Consider the following 19,271-nt stretch of genomic DNA (forward strand, 5'->3'; position numbering starts at 1 on the left):
GTTACTTCTCCACAAATACTTCTTTGCCTAAATGGCATTCTGGGCAAAGGAAGTCATCCGGCACTTGTGCCCAAGGTGTTCCTGGTTCAACGCCTTGGTAGGGTTCACCCAATTGTGGGTCGTACACCCATTCACACACTGTGCAGCGCCAGCAAGTGCAATCTGCGCTGTGGTTTGACTTATCTTGAGCTACTTCTGTTTCCTGCTCTGTCGTGTCTTTGAGCTCGCCAGTGGTGTTTGCCGGTGCTGGTGTGGCTTCAAGCGGTGTAACATTGCGTGATACTTGCTTTGGTGCGCTGACTTCGTCTGGATTCACACGCCAAACCTCGGCCAGTGTCATGCCGTAATCAATACATTGACGAAGTGCGTCTGTATCTGGTTTCCAGTGGATATGCTGAGGTGCGCTCACTTCGAAGTTGGCTTCACGTAAGCGAGCGTCGATACGTTTTACCGCGCCGCCAGTCCACCCTGAAGAACCAAATGCTGCGGCTCTTTTACCAGCAAAGCGAAGTCCGTGTATTTCTTCTAGTAGCGCGGCGATTTGCGGCATCATCACATTGTTCATGGTCGATGATCCAACAAGCACGCCCTTTGAACGGAAGATATTGGCAAGGATGTCATTCTTATCGTGCTTAGAGATATTGAAGACCTTGATGGCTGTTTCTGGGCTGCCTTTACGGATACCTTTTGCGATTGCGTCAGCCATCATGCGAGTGTTGTTCGACATGGTGTCGTAGACAATGGTGATACGATCTTCTTTGTAGGCTTTAGACCACTCGTAGTATTGCTCAACAATTTGCGTCGCGTTGTCGCGCCAAATACAGCCATGAGAGGTTGCGATAACATCGATAGGCACACCTAAGCTCAATACTTCTTCTATCTTCGCTTTCACCAAAGGCGCGAAAGGCGTCAGGATGTTTGAGAAGTAACGCAGACATTGGTCATGCAGCTCTACTTGGTCTAGTTGGTCATTGAATAGGTTCTCGTCGCAGTAGTGTTGGCCGAAAGCATCGTTACTAAACAGGATTTCATCACCGGTTAGGTAAGTCGCCATTGAGTCTGGCCAGTGCAGCATTTTCATCTCTACAAAGATCAGTTGTTTTCCGTTACCGACGTCAAGAGTGTCACCGGTTTTGACGGTTCTGAAGTTCCAATCAGGCTGATGGTGATGGCCAACAATAGAGTTAACGCCAGCTTCTGTGCAGTAGACGGGTGTGTTCGGAATTTTAGCCAGTAGCGCAGAGAGGGCGCCTGAGTGATCTTCTTCTGCATGCTGACAAATGATGTAGTCGATCTCGTTGATGTCGATTTCCATCTCTAGGTTTGCAAGGAATTGTTCAGTAAAGCGATGATCGACAGTATCGACAAGCACTGTCTTCTCTTCACGGATCAGATACGAGTTATAGCTGGTACCTTTGTTCATGTGGTATTCCTTACCGTGGAAGTGTTCTGTTTCCCAATCGTGGACGCCGACCCAATGAACATTTGATTTAACGTGAATAGTCATAATGATAATACCTTATTTAAATATCTAAGGCTCTCATTGCACTAGTTGTGCCATGTTTTTAAGTATTTGTTTTTATGGTGTTTGTTTGGTTTTTAATCGCTATGGTGTGTCTTTATGACATTGTGATTTATGTAATCAAAATAAACGCAGTGTGTCTTTATGACTAAATGTTTGATGTTTGATGCTTGATGCTTGATGCTTGATGGTTGGTAATTGCTTGGATAAATAACAGATACAAAAAAGGCCAGACGAGAGTCTGGCCAAATAAAGCAGTGCGATTTGTTTGTTTTAGCTATTACAGCGTAGTGACTGTTATAGCTTAGTAGCTGTTATAACGTAGTAACCACTTCATCAAGCGCTAGACGCGCTTTTGGTTTACCGTGGTTGTAGTCTTCGCCGTCTTTGTGGTAGCCGATAGCCAGTGCTACATCAACAACGTGACCTTCCAGTTCGTCAGCAAACTCTTCGCCGATCATAGCGGCATCTACGCCTTCCATCGGTGTTGATGCAATACCAAGACGAGCCAGTGTGTGCATTGTGTTACCTAGTGCGATGTACACTTGAGACTTAGTCCAGTTACCGTTGAAACCCGTTTCGTCTGTGTTCATTTCTGCGAATGCGTAAGCACCTAAGAATTGCTCGTACATTTCAGCAGGTAGGTGACCAGAGCTTACTTCTGTATCAGCACGCTTCGCGAATTTCTCTTTAGTGTATTTAGGATCGTGAGCAAACAGGATCGTGTGTGACGCTTCTTTCGCATGTGGTTGGTTAAACTGGAACATGTTTTCGAAAGTATTGTGGAAGCGTTGTTTTGCTGCGTCACTCTCAATGATGATGAATTTCCAAGGCTGAGAGTTGATAGAAGAAGCTGATAAACGAAGTGCTTCTTTGATTACTTCCATGTCTTCCGCAGAGATGCGTTTGTCGGCATCGTATTTTTTAGCTGTATAACGAGTGTTTAGATCAGTAATGATTGGATGAGTCATGTTGAATCCTAATATCTATCAATAATAAATGTTGTAGGGTTTTATGTTCGGTAACGTCAACAATAAACGGATAACGCATTTAGGCAGTATCTCTATCAAAATCGTTGCTAGAACCGTCAATTTCTAAAAGACCTAACGCTTAAATGGCTATCGAACATGCCCCCATAAATCGAGTATCTGCGGTAGCTCAAGTCGATGGGTGTAAGATAATAGAAGAATGGCTTGGGAAAAATAGCGAACACATCAAATCACTATGGTTGGTAATGTCCATAATGATTTAATTAGTGTGATCTGGATGTGTGTTGGTTTTCGAAAATCAGCCAGTTAGTACGCTTTTATTCCATATTGGCGTAATAAAGAGGGAAGTACGCTGTCGAGGTTTGGGATATCTTCAGGGTTAAGTTCAATCAAGCTAAAACCGTGCTCTTGGTAAATTTTCTTGGTCGCATTTCGTTTGTCTTCTTCTATAGGGCCTGAATCTGTTCCCCAGAACTGAATGTATACCTTGCCGCTTGGCAGGTAGAAATCGCTCATTACTTCTTTTGATATCGGGAGCGGACGCTCGTACGCATGAACCACTCCTGCCATATAAAGCCAGTTATCGATGATCAGCTCTCCCTTTGAACGAACATAATGCCCATCTAAGCTTCGGTGCTTCGCTTCGAATTTCTGACGAAAACTGGAAAATGACACATCAGTAGAGTGGCTTTCAGCATCATGCCCTAGGAATTCAACAACAGACTGCTTCAAACGTTTATTGCGAACCAGTGAGTCGTGCCATACCACGAATAAGTTTTGAGTCGCTTTATCTTCTCTTTGTTCACCACCGGCTTTTAAGCCTGTAGAGGTGACATGCCAGCCGTCGTCTTCTTTTGTTATCCAGCCAAGTTCATTGAGCAATAAGTTGATTTTCTTTGCGCTGAGTTGAAAGGCACCGCCGAGCTGAGTGGCGGTCAATGTGTTTCCTGAGAATGAATCCAAATCGATAAGCAGTTTCTCTGGCCAGACAATAAAGACACCGAACTTCTTATGTTCGACATATTCCCCACCAAAGCTTTCTCCTCGTTCTGTAAGAACCCAGCGCTCTTGTGAGCGCACGATATAACCCGCTGTTTTTAGATCGCTAAATAAAGTTTTAGCTTCTATGCCTTTTTGTTTAGCGAGTGCGGATGTGGAAATTTTGTCTGACATAGTCTTTTCTCAAATAGCAGAGTGATCCGCTGATGGGTTTTGGAGAGATACATGATGTGATAGCACTGGTGAATACCATATCACATCTACTAATGCCAACTGCAGCTCACTGGTCTATGTTTTTAGTAGAAAGTCATGTCTGGTTTTGATTTTGTGGTAAATGTGGTTGTTTTTGTAATTAAATTACACAATTAGCGGTTCTGCTCATCTGGGTGCATATTTTCTATACGTGACACGATGTTCTTTTATACGGTTTATATAGATCTTAGATGCTATATTTTATTAAGTGTGATTTTGATCACTATTTATTTTTAAGTATTACAAAATAAAGTGTGATATAGATCTTGTGTTAATGATATTTATTCTCATTAAATTGGCTTTGTAATTTAAATTCATGGTGTTTTTGTGATCTAAGGTGCTCTTGTTAACCCTAAAGTGTTTTTCGTGTGTGATGGTTGTCACGAAAGCTGGGCTAAGGTGCATTTTGGAAATGTTGTGATACATTTTAATCGACTTTTGAGTACACACTTTCGGTCATTTGACCAACCAATACATTACGGGGTTCTACCTATGTTATCACCAGAAGCAAAGATTAAGGTTCAAAACTTTGGTCGTTTCTTATCCAATATGGTAATGCCAAACATCGGCGCATTTATTGCGTGGGGTTTCATTACTGCACTATTCATCCCAACCGGTTGGTGGCCTAACGAAACGTTAGCATCAATGGTTGGCCCTATGATTACATACCTACTGCCACTATTGATTGGTTACACCGGTGGTAAAATGGTTGGTGGTGACCGCGGTGCGGTAGTGGGTGCCATCACGACAATGGGTGTTATCGTTGGTACTGATATCCCAATGTTCATGGGTGCAATGATTGTGGGTCCACTAGGTGGTATCGCAATTAAGAAATTCGATGAAGCTGTTCACGGTAAAGTGAAGAGTGGTTTCGAAATGCTAGTGAACAACTTCTCTGCGGGTATCATCGGCATGATCTGTGCGATCATCGCGTTCATCGTGATTGGTCCTGCGGTTAAGATTCTATCTGGCGGACTTGCTGCTGGCGTAAACGCAATGGTAGAAGCAGGTGCATTACCTCTAGCATCTATTTTTGTTGAACCTGCGAAAATTCTATTCCTAAATAACGCAATCAACCACGGTATCTTCTCTCCACTAGGTATCCAGCAATCTGAAGAGATTGGTCGTTCAATCTTCTTCTTAATCGAAGCAAACCCAGGTCCTGGTTTTGGTCTTCTACTTGCTTACATGGTGTTTGGTAAAGGTAGCGCGAAGCAATCTGCTGCTGGTGCATCTATCATCCACTTCCTAGGTGGTATCCACGAAATTTACTTCCCTTACGTTCTAATGAACCCACGTCTAATTCTTGCGGTAATCGCAGGTGGTATGGCGGGTGTATTCACTAACGTAGTGTTCGATTCTGGCCTTATCTCTCCAGCATCTCCAGGTTCTATCTTCGCAGTCTTACTGATGACGCCAAAAGGCTCTTACATCGGCGTGATTCTATCGGTTATCGCAGCAACGGCAGTATCGTTTGTTGTAGCGTCAATCCTTCTTAAAACATCAGCGCAAGATGATGAGGAAGATTCACTAGAGAAAGCTTCTGCACAAATGAAAGACATGAAAGCGTCTTCTAAAGGTGCAGCATCAGAAGCAAACGTAAACCTAGCGGATGTAAAAGCAGTTTATGTAGCGTGTGATGCGGGTATGGGTTCAAGTGCAATGGGTGCAGGTCTACTACGTAAGAAAGTAGCAACAGCTGGCCTAGACATTGAAGTGACCAACTACGCAATCAACAACCTACCGGCTGATTCGCAAATCGTTATTACGCATAAAGACCTAACAGACCGTGCTCGTAGCACTGTGCCAGGTGCGATGCATATGTCTCTAAGCAACTTCCTAGACGGCGGCGTATACGACCAACTAGTTGCTGAGCTTGTCGATGCTCAAAGTGGTGAAGCGAAAGTAGAAGCTCCGGCGCCTGCTGCAGCTCCAGCACAAGAAGGCAACAAGCTTGCACTCACTGACGACAGCATCTTCCTTGGCCTTAAAGCGACTCAAAAAGAAGACGCAATCAAGTTTGCTGGCGAACAATTAGTAAAACTTGGCAACGTATCACCGGAATACGTAGACGGCATGTTTGCTCGTGAAGAGCTTGTGTCTACTTACCTAGGTGAGTTTATCGCTGTGCCACACGGGACAATCGAAGCGAAACAATATGTACAAAAAACCGGCATTGTTTTCTGTCAGTACCCTGAAGGTATTCAGTGGGGCGAAGATGAAGATGATATCGCGAAGATGGTTATCGGTATTGCCGCACAAGGCGATGAGCACAACATGGTGCTGATGGCTATTACCAATTCACTCGATGATGAAGAAGCTGTGGAATGCTTACAGAACACAACAAACCCTGCTGATGTTCTACGTATTCTCAACGGAAACTAAAAAGCTCTAGTCAAGCTCCTGAGTGAAGGAGGCCAGTATCCCCCTACTGGCCTCATTTCGGTCTTAATCTTTCTTACAAGATTCAGTCTGAATAGCTTACTGCTTAATGCCTAAGGCACATCGTCAAGGTATGTTGTTGAGCCGTTAGCTATCTAGATTCAAATATTTATAAGGTCAAAATTATGAAAGCGTTACATTTTGGTGCAGGTAATATCGGTCGTGGTTTCATTGGTAAGCTTCTTTCTGATGCAGGTATGAAGGTTACGTTTGCTGACGTAAATGAAACGGTTGTAAATGCGTTAATTGAACGCCAAGAATACCCAGTTAAGATTGTTGGCGAAGAGTGTGTTGTAGAAGTGGTTAAGAACGTGACAGCAGTAAACTCAGCGACAAGCGCTGTAGTAGATTGCATCGCTGAGTCTGATCTTGTGACGACAGCCGTTGGCCCTACTGTTCTTAAAATCATCTCTAAATCTATCGCTCAAGGCATTGAAAAGCGTGCAGCAGCAAACAACACGGCACCAATGAACATTATCGCGGCAGAGAACATGGTTCGCGGTACTAGCCAATTAAAAGCAGCAGTGTTAGAGCACCTTTCTGATGAAATGAAAGCCTTCACTGAAGAGCACATTGGCTTTGTTGATTCAGCGGTCGACCGTATTGTGCCGCCGGCAGAAGCGGGCGAAACGGACCCTCTAGCCGTAACCGTTGAAACGTTCAGCGAGTGGATCGTAGATCAAACACAATTTAAGGGTGAGATTCCAAACATCCCAGGTATGGAATGCACTGACAACCTAATGGCTTTCGTTGAGCGTAAATTGTTCACGCTAAATACGGGTCACTTGGTAACGGCATACCTTGGTGTACTTGCGGGTCATGAGACAATCAAAGACTCTATCGAAGATGACGTAATCCGAGCTGAAGTAACAGCAACGATGGAAGAGAGTGGTGCGGTTCTGATTAAGCGTTACGGCTTTGATCCAGAAGCTCACGCTGCCTACATCCAAAAGATTCTTGGTCGTTTTGCTAACCCGTTCCTGCGTGATGAAGTAGACCGTGTTGGTCGTCAGCCAATTCGTAAACTGAGCCCACAAGACCGCCTAGTTAAGCCTCTGAATGGCACATTAGAGTACGGCCTACCGAATGTTCACTTAGTAAAAGCAATCGCAGCTGCGTTCCATTACAAGAATGAAGACGACCCACAAGCGGTTGAACTTCAAGCAATGTTCGCAGAAAAAGGGTTTGCTGAGACATTAGCGCATTATTCTGAGCTGAATAGTGACTCAGAAGTTGTTAAACTAGCGGAAGAAGCTTATCTAGCATTGAAATGATAAACCATCAAAGTGCCACACCAGTGGCACTTTCTTATTGTCGAGCCGTTATGCCAATACAAACTAGCCACGAAACTGAATTACTCGAAGCCCTATCTGAAGCTGAGAGCGCTAGCGCCTGTCTAATGGCGGCTTACGATGCATTGGACGACACGGTAGATGCCGTATTAAAAAACATTTTCAAGAAAGACGACACGGCAATTAAATTTGTTGTTGAACCACTTCTCAACAGTGGCGGTCCGTTGGGCGAAATTATGATCCGCGCTAAGCTGCTATTAGGGCTTGGTGTGATCAGTAAAGAGCTCTACGATGATTTAGAGATTTTCGTTACCTTGAAAGAGTGGGCGAAAATACAGGGTGAAGATACCAGTTTCACAGAAGTCGACGTTATATTTGAGCTCAACAAGGTGAAGGCGATTCAACGCATAATGCCTATCGAATATGACTCGGAGATGGTGGAAACCATGTCGGGCCCAATGCTTCAAATGTTCTTGGGTCGACACAATCAAAAAGTGAAGTCGACGATCGTTTTGGCTATCACTGACATTATCACGACCTTATGCCGAGATAACGCACTGAGTTCTTAGTTCTAGTTTGCAGTCCTGCTTATCTTGTTTCACATCCTACATATCTTGTAGCTGTTCGTTCGTTTCAATCCAAAGCTTAAAATGATGGCGGTTTCTCTCGTTGGGGAAATCGCTTTGTTGTTTTTGTGCCTCTTAAAATGCTCGAAAGTTCTCCCCATTAAATACAAAAGCAGCAGATACAAAAAAAGCCACACTCAGTGGCTTTTTCTATTCAAGACGCTCTTTCTATTAAAAATGCCTTTTTATTCAAGACAATCGATTATAGGTCTTGGATGTTCTCAGCTTCTAGCTCTTGGAAGTAGCGTAGAGTCTTAACTTTTAGCTCTTGTTGAGCTGGCTCATCAGCAACGATGATAGCTTTACGGTGCATCTGTAGAGCGGTAACAGTCCACATGTGGTTTACAGAACCTTCGATAGCCATTTGAAGCGCTTGCGCTTTGTTGTGGCCTAGAGAAAGGATCATTACTTCTTCAGAATCTAGAAGAGTAGCAACACCGATAGTTAGTGCGTATTTAGGAACTTGGTTGATGTCGCCATCGAAGAAACGAGAGTTCGCGATACGAGTGTCTTCAGTCAACGTTTTGATACGAGTGCGTGAAGATAGAGAAGAACCTGGCTCATTGAATGCGATGTGACCGTCGATGCCTACGCCGCCCATGAACAGGTTGATTTTGCCGTATGAACGGATTTTCTCTTCGTATGCTGCACAGTGAGCATCGATGTCTTCAGCCTTGCCGTCTAGCAGGTTGATGTTTTCTGCTTGGATATCAACGTGGTTGAAAAAGTTCTCGTGCATGAATGTGCGGTAAGACTCTGGGTGGTTAGGGTCGATACCAACGTACTCATCCATGTTGAATGTTACAACGTGCTTGAAGCTTACTTCGCCAGCTTTGTGTAGCTCAATTAGCGCAGCGTAAGTAGTTAGAGGTGTGCTACCAGTAGGAAGACCTAGTACAAATGGACGCTCAGCAGTAGGAGCGAATTTGTTGATAGAATCTGCGATGTGACGAGCAGCCCATTTACCTACTTTAGCTTTGTTGCTTAATGGAATAAGTCTCATTGATTTTGCCCCTAGAAATAAAATTTTATAGTGTTCTGAAACATTAATTCGCATTATAAAATAAGTTATCAAATTCCGCTATTGTTTTAGGTCAAGTTTTTGCTTTTTTCGTCGTATCTGTGACTAGAACTCTCAAATTTGCACAGTTATTGTATGGATATTTGGTAGCGTTAAACAAGATTAATACGTTTGTCATATATCGTCCGGTGGGTTTGATTCAGGGTCTGAAAGGCCAACAAGCTTTGTTGAGTGGATGAGTGGATGAGTGGATGGTTGGTCAGGAGTGCAGTGGACGTATGGTCAAAGAGTGATGCTTATGTGGTACTGCCGTGCAAAAAAGAGGAGAAAAAGTGAGGAAGTATCACCGACAGGCGTGAATGAGCATGGGTATATTTAAGAATAGTGATTATTCAAAGCTATCACTATGAATTTTCTATAAATATTGGTAAAACTGGACAGGTTGGCTAAACTTACTAATTACGAAGAAGATGCGTGTTTTTTTAAAGTTGCTGCTAATAAGCTATGAAAAAAAGCCCAAAGTGATTAGGTATCACTTTGAGCCGTTTTACTAATCTTCTAACACTAACTCTCTTTCGTATTCTTCCCTAGGCACTTCTCCGCGTTTGCAGCCGTTTAGGGTATGAAAGCGACGGCGTCCACGAGCCAGTTGAATGTACTTCAACCAAACACGGTCTAACTTGGACTTAGCCTTATGAGGGTGAGCCAATACTTTGATGAAATGTCTTTCTTCAGCATTGGTCGGTGTTAGTTCACCAGTCTCAAGTGCAAGCATAGTGTCACCAAACAAGGTTAGGATTTCTTCTTCTGAAAGAGTAAAATCACCTGACTTAGCGAACCCTCGTGGGAATTTAATGGTGTCATAAAAACGTTTTTTTCCGTGTCGGAATTCGGTCTCAGACATATCAGCCTCAGTAATGTGGTTAGATAGAAATTAGTGTTTATTGCTCACGCGAAAATATTGTTAAAAGGCTAAAATAGGAAACAAAACGTTTTTGCCTTTACGATAAACAATCCTAGATCGGCTAGTTAGCAGATTTATTACAGAGATGTATTTTTGATGGATGTGAAAGTATTTAGAACCTTTCTTGAGGTTGCAAGGGTGCGCCACTTTGGGCGCGCAGCTGAAAACTTGTATTTAACACAAGCAGCGGTGAGTGCGCGGATCAAACAGCTTGAAGGCTATTTTGATACTCAGCTCTTCATTCGTGACCGCAATAACATCAAGCTTACCTCTTCCGGTGAGCGTTTGATTGGTTATGCTGAAGTGATGGTATCCACCTTACAACAAGCCAAGTTTGAGCTGTCGTTAGAGAGTGGAAAAGCCTTGCAGTTAACACTAGGTGGCACTCCGAATATTTGGGATGCGTATCTGCAAAACTGTTTAAGCGTAGTGACCGATTCGTTTGGTGGTTATGGCTTTATGGCTGAGGTGATGGGGCGCGAGCAACTGAACCGTAATTTGCTAGAGCGAACCTTAGATATGGCTTTCGCCTTCGATCAGATTAAAGCGGAAGAGCTAAACTGTAAAAAAGTCGCTGATTTGGTTTTGGTGTTGGTATCAACGCAGCAAGATGATCTGGAATCTGTGTTCCAACATAAGTATGTGTATGTCGACTGGGGAACGCGCTTCGGTTCAGAACACGCAGAACGTCACCCAAAAGTTCCAGCTCCGTATTTACGTACCTCTACGGCTCGTATTGCCCTCGATTTCATTTTAGAGAAAGGTGGCAGTGCGTATTTACCTGTTTCTATGGTTGAACCTTTTATCGATTCGGGTCAGCTGCATAAGGTGAAAGGGGTAGAAGATTGGTATCGCCCAATTTATCTCAGCTACCGCAAAAGCAGCACCTCGGTTGATGCGATCATGCAGGTCGAGAAGCTGGTTAACGAGATTGATCCATCGACCGCTTATACGTTGCAACAAGCCGCTGAACAAGCACCAGAGTAACGGCATTCGCGGTAAGCAACGGCTTTGTTGATTAGATTCAATAAAAAATGGCTCCTAACTAGTTATATAGTTGGGAGCCATTTTCGTTTTAAACCAGAGATGATTTTCTTTTCCAAATCAGAGATAACCCTAACTCGGATAAAACCGTTTAAGCCTGGTATGCGTAACCTTTTAAAAGCCCTATCACTTCAAAGCACTATTCTTCGAAAATTCTAGAGATTCATTAGATTCTCAATAGACTCTTCAAGAGAGTGTGACAGGTATGAATGGATTTGATTGCCATCCGTTGCGTCAATCTCAATTTTAGAAATCCCCTTACTCGCTTCGTCTTCAAGAAAGCTGAGAGACTGCTCTACTGATTGACTGGTGAGAACCTGTTGGTTTGATAAAACAATACGACACGTGTGAAGAACCATAGCCTTTTCCTTTTTATATTCGACAGGTCTCTGCATCTTAGTGTGCTAAGTACCTATCGTTGACGTTGTGAGAAGAGTTTCTTCTCAAGGTTAAATTTAGTCGAATTGCGTAAAAAGAAAACCCTTTTTTGTGATTTATCTAACCTTCAGTTCCGAAAGTGGCTAGCGACAATGACAGTTCACGGTAAACTTTTAGGTATCGGAGTAAAAGTTATGGCAAATGGGAAGAGCACAGCATGTCGAGAAATATTCATCACAACAGTACGTTAACGAGTGAGCAGTGCCATTTGGCTCGATATGCGAGAGACGCTCGCTTTGATGGGATGTTTTTTACGGCGGTAAAAACCACCGGAATTTTTTGTCGTCCGATTTGCCCAGCAAGCCCGCCCAAAGAAGAAAATGTCGAGTATTTTTCTCATCAAGCTCAAGCCTTGAAGGCTGGGTATCGCCCATGCTTACGTTGCCGGCCAGACAGCGCACCTTTTTCTCCAGCTTGGAAAGGTGTTGAAACGACTTTCTTGCGTGCTTTACAGTTGATTGATCATGGTGCGCTGAACTCAGGGTCAATCGTCGACCTTGCCACTCGATTAGGCATTTCAGACCGCTATTTACGAACCTTATTCGATAATTATATTGGGGTGTCGCCGAAGCAATATAGCCTTTATAGCCAATTGATGTTTGCCAAGCAGTTGCTGCACACCAGTAGCATGAGCATTACCGATGTTGGCTTTGCGAGTGGTTTTAATAGCACGCGTCGTTTCAATGATGCCTTTCTAAAAGAGCTTCAGCTCTCGCCAAGCCAAATCCGACGAACAAAGCTAAGTGAAAACCTGAGCAATCATATTCAGCTAGTCTTTCACGGCCCATTAGACTGGAACCATTTGCTGGGTTTCTATCGACGAAGAATGATTGAAGGTGTAGAGGACGTTGGCGAAGATTATTACAAACGCACAGTGAATGTTAATGGGTCAAAGGGTTGGTTCAAGGCCACCTTGGCCAAAGAGAACCGCTTAGATATTGAATTTGAGTTGGAAGATATAAGCCAGTTAAGAAGCTTGATTGCTAACATTCGACGCATGTTCGACCTTGATGTTGATATTGCTAAGGTTGAGGCCTTCTTTACAACCATTGACCCCAACTTAGTGGCTAAGAGTGGCATCCGCATTCCTGGCGTGTGGAGTGCTTGGGAAGCCGGAGTAAGAGCGATTCTCGGGCAGCAAGTTTCGGTAACCGCGGCGATTGGGCAGCTTAACTTGTTGGTCAAAGAACTTTCTGATGCACATGAGAAGGTCTATTTCCCAACACCTAAAAAGATAGCGGAGGCTGATGTCAGCTTCTTAAGAATGCCGGGAAGCCGCAAAGAGACCTTAAAGCGCTTTGCCGAATACATGGTCGACAATGAAGCCGAACATCCTTCTAAGTGGATTGAGCTAAAGGGCATTGGGCCTTGGACGATTCAATACGCGCTACTTCGCGGGTTAAGTGAACCTAATCATCTGTTGGTTGGCGACCTGGTGGTGAAGAAGTTCATTGAGCATTGCCCAGCCATCAATACAGAGAGTGTTTCGCCTTGGGGAAGTTACGCCACGTTCCATTGTTGGAATCAGTCTTAATAGAAAGAGCACCCACAAACATCTGCAACCCACAAACACATGCAGTAGCAGGCTAGGAGATATTATGGCTAACCGATTTACTTATTATGAGAGCCCATTGGGAACCGTGACTTTACAGGCGAACGATGAAGGACTGCTCGGCCTTTGGTTTGAAACATACACCACCAAGCCAGAACAGTTAGGCGTTCAAGATGATGGCTTTCCGATCTTTGAATTGGTCGCCGACCAGCTCAATCGTTATTTTGCTGGTGAATCAATCCAGTTTTCTGTGCCGATCGCCGCAAAGGGCACGCCATTTCAGCAATCGGTTTGGCAAGCGCTCATGACTATTCCTTATGGAGAAACATGGAGCTATGCACAACTGGCTGATGCGATTGGTAACCCCAAAGCGGTGCGAGCCGTGGGTTTAGCGAATGGAAAAAATCCGGTGTCAGTGATTGTGCCGTGTCACCGTGTGATTGGTAAAAATGGCAAGCTGACCGGGTATGCGGGTGGTGTAGAACGTAAACAGCGCTTATTGGTTATTGAGGGAAGAGAAGAAGATTAAAGAGTCTTTTTCGGAATGTTTGTTGAAAATTGTGTATCAATTATTGGTGAACGTTAAGGGTTCTTAAAGTGTGACTTTGCAATAAAACTGCCGCTTTCTGGAAAATACTTATTTGGTTGCATATCCTTTAACCATGCTCTCTAGGCAAGGATGCCCAAATGAATAGCCATCATTTACTTATACTCTGCTGCAGTAGCGCACTATTGCTGACGGGTTGTTTAACTGATACCAGTCGACCTTTCGAGCTTCCACAGCTTGCTCTGTTCAAAGGTATGTATGAGAACGTAGATAATGACAGTTATCTACTTTTTGAATCCGGGCAAGTGACTTATCAAACAACGGATAAGTCCGTGACTCGAACCTATCGTGTTGATGATGACTTGATCACCATTGAGTTCAATTCTGGAAGCAGTCGAACTGACTCTAGACTAGTGATGCGCATTCAACAACAGGGCGAGATGCTAACTTGCAACCAATGTCCAGCGATACAATTGAGTAACGTCTGGACACTTGTGGAGAAGCCTTTGAAAGACAGTTCGAATTAGAAAAGATCTCCGAATTAGAAAAGATCGCCATTCAGCCATAGGTGAGCGGCGATACTGACGGCATAGCCAATCATGATCACTGGCATCCATTTTAAGTGGCCAAAGAAGGTGTATTTTCCATGCGCTGCCCCCATCAACGCCACACCTGCTGCACTGCCTATAGATAACAAGCTACCACCGACACCTGCGGTTAAGGTGATCAGTAGCCAGTTGCCCATCGACATTTGGGGTTCCATGGATAACACGGCAAACATCACCGGAATGTTATCGACAATAGCCGATAAGATTCCCACCATGACGTTGGCCCAAATTGGATCCCATTGGCTATACATCACGCCCGAGGCTAATTCCAAGTATCCAAGTAAACTCAAGCCACCGACACACATTACGACGCCGTAGAAGAACAGCAACGTGTCCCATTCGGCATGCGAAACTCTTCGAAATACATCGAATGGCACAACAGAACCGAGTCGTTTCAGGGCGCCTTCATCGTTATTGGCGATCGCCACCGCTTTTTTCTTCGCGAGTGAGTTGGGTAAAGTCTTACGTAAGTAATAACCAAAGAACTGCAGGTAGGCGAGTCCCATCATCATCCCCATCACAGGAGGGAAGTGGAGTACGGCATGGAAAGCAACCGCGGTCGCTATTGTCATGATGAACAAGAATACGATTCGTCTTGCACCACGTTTTAATTCAACGTGTTGATGAACCGTGTCGGGCTGAGTCGTGGGTACAAAATAAGACATGATCAACGCAGGGACGAGGTAATTCATCACCGAAGGGATAAACAAAGGAATGAACTCACTAAAACTCACATAACCAGCCTGCCACACCATTAGCGTTGTGATGTCACCGAATGGACTGAACGCGCCGCCAGCATTGGCGGCTATCACGATATTCACACAAGCGAGGTTAACGAATTTAGGGTTAGAGCCTGCAACCTTGAGAACAACGGCACACATCAATAGAGCTGTCGTGAGGTTGTCGGCAATAGGTGAGATAAAGAAGGCCAGAATACCGGTTATCCAGAACAGAGAGCGGAAATTGAAGCCTTTGCCTACCATCCACGCTTGCAGCGCATCAAACAGTCTTCTCTCTTCCATGGCGCTAATGTATGTCATGGCGACGAGTAGAAAGAGTAATAGCTCGGCATATTCCAGCAGGTTGTGTTCGAGCGCTTGTTTCGCTACCTCAGTGAGGTTGTGTTCTTGGTAGGTGAAGCCAATGATGATCCAGATGAGACCAGCAGCAAGTAAAACCGGCTTGGATTTTCGGAGCTTTAGGTATTCTTCCATCATCACAACTATGTAAGCGACAACGAAAATGGTCAGCGATAGGTAGCCAACAAATGAATTGGTGAGCTTGAGCGGTTCTCCCAACTGAGCAGTAGCAGCGCCCGCCACAGTAGAAAAAAACAAGAAAGAGAGAACAACTGAAAGCTGGATACCTAGCATGGATTACGCTCCGAAGTTAATAAGTTATTAACACGGGTAAAAGCGTAGACCTAAATAACCATGTGCAGTGTGATAGATATCTTAATAATTCAATAGATTATATAGAAAACAGTAGATTGGGTGAAAACGTGAGGTGACAGTGAAAGCCGTTGATCATAGGACCCCCGTCGTTCATAGGAAAACGGTCGACCATAGGAGCCGTCAATTATAGGGAAATAGAAATTATAGAGAAAATAGAGGTTAGGGAAAAAGCCCTACCGGGTTTAGTACCGATTGAGCTTATTCGCCATTGCCAATATTATGCAGCATTGAGATCAAACGTCAGTGTTTGTTCTGCGGCACATACTTCAACAGGCCAGCCGTAGGATTGATATTCCAGCGCAAGTTTGTCCGCTACTGCGCGAGATACCGTTGCAGTGATCCACATGCCTTTGCCCATTACTTGATATTTAAGCGTTCTCATTTCCATCATCATCACCACCGTTCTCCTTCGATATTGGCAGCGCGAAGTCTATAGCACCTCTAAGGGCTGAAATTTCGAATTAAGCTCAAATTCTTTATAAAATGGCTCACGGTTTAGCCATGGTTCAAAACTCAACCAATAATAGGTAAACGATTGCATTTTTGAAGCGTAACCACGATTTAAGCCGCTGTATTATAATCGAATTAAAATTGAACAAAAAAACATGTAAGAGATCACTTACATCATTATCAGAGATCAGACTAGGTAAAAACCTATCATTTGAAACCTTACTTGTGTGGTGAGTGTGTGCGTTTTTGGTTGCGCTGTTGAAGCGAATTTTGTTTAGTTTTGTATGTGAAATATTCTAATTATTTTAGCGTATACCTCTGCTTTTAAATCTAAATCACAGTTTTATATGTTGCTGTGGTTCTTTTGTTCAAACCGATACGCTATTTGATTTTGGTCATTAACCTATTGCTCATTAGTTTGCACTATCTATACGTGTTCTGTTCCACATAAACGAGATGTATAGAGGTCCTTATGACTAATCCAACTAAAACCGATCGTAAAGTCACGATCGGCAGCTATATCGCACTCGCATTCGCGATTGTGTTCTTTTCAGGCTTAATGCAGTCCAATGAATGGTATGGAGTGCTCGATTTTACAACGCTCAACGGTTCATTTGGTAAGGTCGCTTACGATGTCAGTGAGACGGCTGATGGTATACAAGCGGCAACGACGTCATTGCGCGGTAAAGGCGGTAGTGGTGCTCGCGACGGTTTCATTTTTGCTTTGACACTTATTCCGACCGTGATGTTTGCACTGGGTATGATCAACGTACTTGAGCACTACGGTGCACTGGACGCGGCTCGTAAACTACTGACACCTCTGCTTCGCCCTCTAATGGGTATTCCGGGTAACTCAGGCTTGGCACTGATTGCTTCTTTGCAAAGTACCGATGCGGGTGCAGCGATGACGAGGCAGCTGAAAGACGAAGGGCATTTGACTAAGCGTGAAACCGATGTCTTCACCATGTTCCAGTTTACGGCGGGTGCGGCGATCGTTAACTTTTTCTCTTCAGGTGCGGTGCTGTTCACTCTAACGGCGATGGATGGTTCATTGGCGGTGACATCATCAATTGGTTTGGCTGTGGCTGTGATGTTCATCTTCAAGTTTGTCGGTGCGAACCTGTTTCGTATTTACCTCAACATTACTGAAGGCAAAGAAGACAAACCAAAATCAGACAAAGAACAAAAACTGGCAGAGGAAGTAGCATAATGAGCGAAGTTAAAGCAAAGAAACCAATGGTTACTGATATTTTCGTTGAAGGTGCTAAGAAAGGCTGGGTTATTGCGACTACCTCTACGGTACCGAATGTTCTGATGGCATTTGTGATTATCAAGGCATTGCAGATCACCGGTGCGCTGGATTTGATGGGCAGTGTATTTGCTCCAATCATGGCGGTATTTGGTTTACCTGGTGAAGCGGCAGCAGTATTGATTGGCGCTTGGATGTCGATGGGTGGCGCTGTGGGTGTGGTTATCACGCTGTTTGACCAAGGCATTCTGAACGGCAACCATATCGCTATCTTGGCGCCAGCTATCTACTTGATGGGCTCTCAGGTGCAATACATGGGTCGTATTATGGGACCAATTGGTACTGAAGGTCGTTATATCCCGGTGATGATCGCGATTTCGGTATTGAATGCCTTTGGTGCAATGTTCTTGATGAACATTATTTTGTAACGTGACTATTAACGGTTAGCTACTATTAACGGTTAGCTGCTAACAGCTTTTAGACGTTACAAAAAAGGAAACCCCGTTTGGCTTTCACCAAACGGGGTCTATTCTTTTCGTAGCCATCCTGCTACTGCGCGTTACTTATCTTTCAATAGGTAACTGGTGCTCCCTGCATCGTTCCTTGACGTGGCTAAATCCTTTAACCTATCCAATTCATCGCCTTCCTAGCGGTGTCCTTGCTAACTCATCATCCTGACAAGCGACTCTATCCTAGAGCAAAACTTCCTTGCTGATAACTCATCCTAAGCCATCAAATCTTCATCCTGAAGATACCTAATCCGTTAGGCTTTTTCCTGTTCCTGCCAACTCCCTGTCGACATGTGTATTAAACACTGCAGAGGCTTTACTCACAATCCACCTCAAGAAATAAATGTACTCACTAACCGAAAGAAATATGCGTGGATTCATACAAAACAAGGGGTTGGGTTTGTATTTTAGGAATTTTCTGCGAAGCTTGATTGTGATCTCTTACGTTCGGTGTGAGAGATCTCTTACAAGTGCTCGGGCGTGATTATCATTTTATCTTGGCGGTTAATGTCGAAAAGATAGAAAAGAACACTGAATTAAGACAAAACAATAGGGAAATATGATGGTTACAGCACTTTACGCAGCTCTGCTGACGGTAGTAATGATTTGGTTGGCGATTGAAGTTATTAAGCAAAGACGAATCAATCTTGTTGCTCATGCCGATGGCGGTGTTGAGTCGTTACAGATAGCACGTTCGGCACAAAGTAACGCGATGGATTACATCCCAATCACGGTGATTTTGATGGGGTTGCTAGAGATGAATGGGGCTGGTGTGTGGCTTATTCATGTCATTGGTGTGGCGTTTATTCTGGGGCGAGTGATTCACGCTAAAGGGATCTTAGCGAAGAACTTCAAAGGCAGAAAAGTGGGTATGGTGTTAACGCTTATCTGCATGATCTCTTTGATTGTCCTAAACTTAGCTTACCTACCTTTTGATAAAATGTTCTAGGGAGCAGTATGGCATTGCGCCTTCCTCCTGCTTGGGCGATTGTCCTTGCAGGGCTAATACTCAACATCATGGCGATTGTCATGTCGAGCTTGGTGTTGGACAAAATTGAAGCGGAGAAATCGGAATACAACGATCGTAAATACGGCAATGTGTACTCTATACAACTGTCCTGGAATACGATCGAAACCTTAGAGCGTAAGCGTGAAGCGATTCTGATTCACCTTGATAAGCTATCCCCAGAAATCGCTCAACCTGCCACTGTTCTTGATGAAGCGCTTCGCGGCCAACTTCGGAGTTGGGTGAGTGACGAGGTGCCGGCCATCTCGTTGGCTAATTTACCTAAGCTTATACCAATTCCATTAAT

18 protein-coding genes and 1 pseudogene are annotated in these 19,271 nt (G+C 44.1%); 11 read left to right on the forward strand and 8 right to left on the reverse strand.

What is annotated here, in order from left to right; all coding sequences use genetic code 11:
- Position 1: 1 nt before the first annotated feature.
- From norV to AACT19_RS02745, 3 genes are all read right to left on the reverse strand, one after another.
- The gene (gene norV, locus AACT19_RS02735; protein ID WP_076645076.1) at positions 2-1,507 is read right to left on the reverse strand and encodes an anaerobic nitric oxide reductase flavorubredoxin; all 1,506 of its coding nucleotides are present in this window, start codon (positions 1,505-1,507) and stop codon (positions 2-4) included.
- A gap of 329 nt (positions 1,508-1,836) precedes the next feature.
- Positions 1,837-2,493, reverse strand: coding sequence for an NAD(P)H-dependent oxidoreductase (locus tag AACT19_RS02740; protein WP_004732726.1), 657 nt, complete (start codon positions 2,491-2,493; stop codon positions 1,837-1,839).
- Positions 2,494-2,817: 324 nt separating this feature from the next.
- On the reverse strand, positions 2,818-3,684 hold the full coding sequence (locus tag AACT19_RS02745) for a hypothetical protein (protein ID WP_017077056.1): 867 nt from the start codon (positions 3,682-3,684) through the stop codon (positions 2,818-2,820).
- Between the two features lie 570 nt (positions 3,685-4,254).
- Here AACT19_RS02745 and AACT19_RS02750 point away from each other — a divergent pair.
- The 3 genes from AACT19_RS02750 to AACT19_RS02760 all read left to right on the forward strand — a co-directional run bounded on the left by AACT19_RS02750 (position 4,255) and on the right by AACT19_RS02760 (position 8,065).
- Positions 4,255-6,147: a PTS mannitol transporter subunit IICBA gene (locus tag AACT19_RS02750; protein WP_076645079.1), complete on the forward strand. Its 1,893-nt coding sequence runs from the start codon at positions 4,255-4,257 to the stop codon at positions 6,145-6,147.
- A 182-nt stretch (positions 6,148-6,329) separates the two neighbouring features.
- A complete protein-coding gene (locus tag AACT19_RS02755) occupies positions 6,330-7,478 on the forward strand; it encodes a mannitol-1-phosphate 5-dehydrogenase (RefSeq protein ID WP_017077054.1) in 1,149 nt (382 codons plus the stop codon).
- Between the two features lie 50 nt (positions 7,479-7,528).
- Complete coding sequence (locus AACT19_RS02760) at positions 7,529-8,065, forward strand: MltR family transcriptional regulator (RefSeq protein ID WP_207551950.1); 537 nt, start codon at positions 7,529-7,531, stop codon at positions 8,063-8,065.
- Positions 8,066-8,324: 259 nt separating this feature from the next.
- Here AACT19_RS02760 and nagB read toward each other — a convergent pair whose 3' ends face one another.
- Both nagB and AACT19_RS02770 read right to left on the reverse strand, forming a co-directional pair.
- A complete protein-coding gene (nagB, locus tag AACT19_RS02765; RefSeq protein ID WP_004732731.1) occupies positions 8,325-9,125 on the reverse strand; it encodes a glucosamine-6-phosphate deaminase in 801 nt (266 codons plus the stop codon).
- 568 nt (positions 9,126-9,693) lie between these two features.
- On the reverse strand, positions 9,694-10,047 hold the full coding sequence (locus AACT19_RS02770; RefSeq protein WP_009846107.1) for a DUF413 domain-containing protein: 354 nt from the start codon (positions 10,045-10,047) through the stop codon (positions 9,694-9,696).
- A 156-nt stretch (positions 10,048-10,203) separates the two neighbouring features.
- On the opposite strand from AACT19_RS02770, the gene AACT19_RS02775 reads away from it, so the two are divergent.
- Complete coding sequence (locus AACT19_RS02775; protein WP_004732733.1) at positions 10,204-11,094, forward strand: LysR family transcriptional regulator; 891 nt, start codon at positions 10,204-10,206, stop codon at positions 11,092-11,094.
- Between the two features lie 212 nt (positions 11,095-11,306).
- On the opposite strand, the gene AACT19_RS02780 is transcribed toward AACT19_RS02775, so the two are convergent.
- Positions 11,307-11,510 (reverse strand): hypothetical protein, encoded by a 204-nt coding sequence (locus AACT19_RS02780; protein ID WP_004732734.1) that lies wholly within the window; start codon positions 11,508-11,510, stop codon positions 11,307-11,309.
- Positions 11,511-11,746: 236 nt separating this feature from the next.
- Between AACT19_RS02780 and AACT19_RS02785 the strand changes: the two genes are divergently transcribed.
- The 3 genes from AACT19_RS02785 (at position 11,747) to AACT19_RS02795 (ending at position 14,215) form a co-directional block, all read left to right on the forward strand.
- Complete coding sequence (locus AACT19_RS02785; RefSeq protein ID WP_076645083.1) at positions 11,747-13,123, forward strand: AlkA N-terminal domain-containing protein; 1,377 nt, start codon at positions 11,747-11,749, stop codon at positions 13,121-13,123.
- A gap of 64 nt (positions 13,124-13,187) precedes the next feature.
- Complete coding sequence (locus AACT19_RS02790) at positions 13,188-13,670, forward strand: methylated-DNA--[protein]-cysteine S-methyltransferase (protein ID WP_076645085.1); 483 nt, start codon at positions 13,188-13,190, stop codon at positions 13,668-13,670.
- A gap of 158 nt (positions 13,671-13,828) precedes the next feature.
- On the forward strand, positions 13,829-14,215 hold the full coding sequence (locus AACT19_RS02795) for a hypothetical protein (protein WP_076645087.1): 387 nt from the start codon (positions 13,829-13,831) through the stop codon (positions 14,213-14,215).
- A 14-nt stretch (positions 14,216-14,229) separates the two neighbouring features.
- Here AACT19_RS02795 and nhaD read toward each other — a convergent pair whose 3' ends face one another.
- On the reverse strand, positions 14,230-15,669 hold the full coding sequence (gene nhaD / locus AACT19_RS02800) for a sodium:proton antiporter NhaD (RefSeq protein ID WP_065607865.1): 1,440 nt from the start codon (positions 15,667-15,669) through the stop codon (positions 14,230-14,232).
- A gap of 298 nt (positions 15,670-15,967) precedes the next feature.
- Entirely contained in the window at positions 15,968-16,147 is a 180-nt protein-coding gene (locus tag AACT19_RS02805) for a hypothetical protein (RefSeq protein ID WP_131825217.1), read from the reverse strand.
- Between the two features lie 525 nt (positions 16,148-16,672).
- Between AACT19_RS02805 and AACT19_RS02810 the strand changes: the two genes are divergently transcribed.
- The 4 genes and pseudogenes from AACT19_RS02810 to AACT19_RS02825 form a co-directional block, all read left to right on the forward strand.
- Complete coding sequence (locus AACT19_RS02810; protein ID WP_017077048.1) at positions 16,673-17,410, forward strand: nucleoside recognition domain-containing protein; 738 nt, start codon at positions 16,673-16,675, stop codon at positions 17,408-17,410.
- A complete protein-coding gene (locus AACT19_RS02815; protein ID WP_004737023.1) occupies positions 17,410-17,877 on the forward strand; it encodes a YjiG family protein in 468 nt (155 codons plus the stop codon). Before AACT19_RS02810 ends, AACT19_RS02815 begins: the two co-directional genes overlap by 1 nt.
- A gap of 643 nt (positions 17,878-18,520) precedes the next feature.
- Positions 18,521-18,907: an MAPEG family protein gene (locus AACT19_RS02820; protein ID WP_004732742.1), complete on the forward strand. Its 387-nt coding sequence runs from the start codon at positions 18,521-18,523 to the stop codon at positions 18,905-18,907.
- Between the two features lie 8 nt (positions 18,908-18,915).
- A pseudogene (locus AACT19_RS02825) lies at positions 18,916-19,271 on the forward strand (DNA mismatch repair protein); the annotation flags it as partial.

The organism is Vibrio sp. 10N.222.47.A9, assembly GCF_963872585.1.
GTDB classification, from domain to species: Bacteria; Pseudomonadota; Gammaproteobacteria; order Enterobacterales; family Vibrionaceae; genus Vibrio; species Vibrio splendidus.